At 38.5% G+C, this 2,687-nt stretch carries 5 protein-coding genes; all 5 read left to right on the top strand.

Features of this window, described 5'->3' with window-relative positions:
* A partial coding sequence (locus Abin_RS13960; protein WP_048848007.1) for a hypothetical protein occupies positions 1-715 on the top strand: 715 nt, incomplete at its 5' end.
* Entirely contained in the window at positions 712-1,239 is a 528-nt protein-coding gene (locus Abin_RS13955; protein ID WP_048848005.1) for an Imm42 family immunity protein, read from the top strand. The genes Abin_RS13960 and Abin_RS13955, both read left to right, overlap by 4 nt.
* 303 nt (positions 1,240-1,542) lie before the next feature.
* Positions 1,543-1,899 carry a GH-E family nuclease gene (locus Abin_RS16205; protein ID WP_084593665.1) on the top strand — a complete coding sequence of 119 codons (357 nt, stop codon included), beginning with the start codon at positions 1,543-1,545 and terminating at the stop codon, positions 1,897-1,899.
* Positions 1,877-2,419 carry a suppressor of fused domain protein gene (locus Abin_RS13945; RefSeq protein ID WP_084593664.1) on the top strand — a complete coding sequence of 181 codons (543 nt, stop codon included), beginning with the start codon at positions 1,877-1,879 and terminating at the stop codon, positions 2,417-2,419. Before Abin_RS16205 ends, Abin_RS13945 begins: the two co-directional genes overlap by 23 nt.
* Before the next feature lie 65 nt (positions 2,420-2,484).
* The coding region (locus tag Abin_RS13940) for a hypothetical protein (RefSeq protein WP_048848001.1) at positions 2,485-2,687 on the top strand (203 nt) is incomplete at its 3' end.

Genomic DNA, 2,687 nt, shown 5'->3' with positions numbered 1-2,687 from the left:
TACCGTAAAAGAAAGTGATTCACTTACCAAGCAGCTCATCAATGATGCGATACAGGCACAAGTCTTTTCGGTGGAACCTGTTGGTTCTGAAAATGGCGAACCGGTCTCTGGTTCTGCCAACAGTCAGGTTGATGCGTCGTCATCGCTCAAGGTTGCAGGCAATGATACTCAAAACCCAGCGGGTGTAACAACTCAAGTCTATAAAAGAGGGAGTCCGGAAGATCCCTACGCAAACTACACGGCCAACCCTGGATATGGCAGCTCTGACAACAGTGATTCAGAGGCAGGGGCGCATTATACTTTTAAAGAGAATGTTTATGGAAATGGGGCTGACGAGACTGTTCAGGCTGTAAATGGAAAAAAGCCCAAACAAGATTTGACGGAGAGTCCTGCGCTCCAGGATAGTCCGTATAATCCTGATGTTGTGAATAATCGTGTTAAGCCGCCGTATCAGTCAAACCCTGCACATGATATAGGTACTCCTCTTTATAACCCAAGGAAAAGCCCAGAACCATCTGATGCTCAAAGCGTGTATGAGAATAGTGCTATAAGAGGAGCTAAAACAGAAACTTCACAAAAAGCATGGTACGGAAAAGGTGAACAGGGGTATTATAGGTTTTTCTCAGATAATGCAGGTACAGTCCATTTTTCTGGAATTGTAAAACCATCTGAAGTTCCGAGTGCAACAAAAAATACAGTGGACGGAATGAAATGAAAATATTTGGAAAAAAAGATGAGTTCTGTATTATAATAAAGCTAGATGATAATTATTGCGGACCGTGGTTGAATGGATACCTTTATTATAATATAAAAAAAAATATTATTGGGGATTGTCAGGAGATGGTGTCCTTAAGGGATGCCTATTATATACTTGAATCGATAGTTGAATGTAAAAAAACAAGAATAAACAAAAATATTTTTGGAATGAGTTATAATAATTTTTTTAATTTAATTGAGGATGCTAATTATGGGGAGGGTGAAGATTTGTATCAATATATTGGAGAAAGAGAATATGCTGAGAATTTTTCTATACGGATTGATGTTGAATCGATGCTAGATAATAGGATATATGCAGTTTCATATGAAAATAAAACAAAAGTTGTTTATCAAAAAAAAGGTATTAGTGAAATTTTCGGATTGATTTTTTATGATGATATTGTTGAAATTACTTTAATGGAAGCATTTGAATATTTGAAAAATCTTCATGAAAGAGAAGTGGTAATAAGGGAGAATAAATAATAACGTGGAGAGTTCTAAAAACTTCATGCCTCCTGTGTTGATTGGCTGAATGCGAGCCTGAATTATCTTCCGATGGTTCTGAAAATAACGAACCGGTCTCTGGTTCTGCCAACAATCAGGTTGATGCGTGGTCGTCCCTCGAGGTTGCGGGCAATGACACTCAAAACCCGGCGGGCGTAACAACTCAAGTCTATATAAAGAGGGAGTCCGGAAGATCTCTACGCAAACTATACGGACAATCCTGGATTTGGCAGATCTGAAAAGAACGACCCGGATGGGCATTATACCTTAAAAGCAAATGCCATAGGATATGGCTCTGATGAGACTATTCAAGCTGTAAATGGAAGCAATCAAAAGGGAAACTTAACTAATAGAAGTTCGTTTAGAAAAAGTACCATACAAAATACATGGGATAATGCAGAAGACGGTCCCAATGGTGGGAAGCTATGTCCTACCTGTGGAGTTACAGTGAAGAATGCTCCTAATTCAGGTAAATCTAGAGATTGGGATGTGAGCCATAATCCTTCATGGTCAAATAGAAGTTTTAACTCTAATACGACACGTCAGAGTGTGATAGAAAATTATCAGAAAGGTGTTTCTTTGGAGTGTCCAAGTTGTAATAGAAGTGGGGGTAACAATGATTCAAGATTTAAGAAATAGCCTTCCATTTATTTTTGAGAAAGAATTTGGTCAAATTCAAGGAAGTATGAAGAGTTCCGTTGAAGATGGTTTGCAAATTGTTGAATACAAGAACGAACATTTGAACTTTATAAGCACTTTAGGTTTGTCGAAAAATTACTCTATATTAAGTATGGAGTGGTTTATGGAGTTTCAAAAAGAATTACCAAATGACAATGCTGCTTCGATGATGGATTATTATATATCTTTACTACTTTCAAATCATATTGCTTGTCCGAAAAGAGGAAATTTTATTTTATTTTCTCAACCAGGAGATCACATATGGATTAAAGACAATATATGTGGGATTTATTTTACTGTTCCAGCTTATAGAAGTGATCTTTTTCAAGAGGAAATGAAGAAAATTAAAATTATTCCAATATGGGTTGTTCCAATAACAAATATAGATAAAGAAATTTTGGAAAATAAAGGGTGGAAGTATTTGGAATGTTTCTGGGAGGATAATCAGATAGATTTGCATGATCCGTTTAGGAGATATTGATAAAGATATTGTCCTCCGAGCCCGCTTCGGGAGTCGTTAAAGTGTGATTCAGGCTCTAGATACGGATGCCAGAGTTTCGTGGCAGACCCTGTGAGTATCGAATTGCGTTAGGCTACGGGTCGCGGACGGATGAACAGAGTGTTCAGACAAGCACCTATACGCCGAGTGTGATTGGCAGCACGACCGGTAGCGTGAAGATTGAAGCCAATGGTCCTGTCAAGATTGACGGGTCTGCCATAGCGGCGGCGCAGGATATCGGGATCAGCGG

This window comes from Acetobacter indonesiensis (genome assembly GCF_000963945.1).
Lineage (GTDB): Bacteria > Pseudomonadota > Alphaproteobacteria > Acetobacterales > Acetobacteraceae > Acetobacter > Acetobacter indonesiensis.
The sequence above is the reverse complement of the archived record's forward strand: the minus strand, read 5'-3'. Positions and strand labels throughout refer to the sequence as shown.

Excerpts from the sequence above, each read along its gene's own strand:
- Abin_RS13955 (WP_048848005.1), top strand. The coding sequence starts at position 712 with ATGAAAATATTTGGAAAAAAAGATGAGTTCTGTATTATAATAAAGCTA.
- Abin_RS13945 (WP_084593664.1), top strand. The coding sequence starts at position 1,877 with ATGATTCAAGATTTAAGAAATAGCCTTCCATTTATTTTTGAGAAAGAA.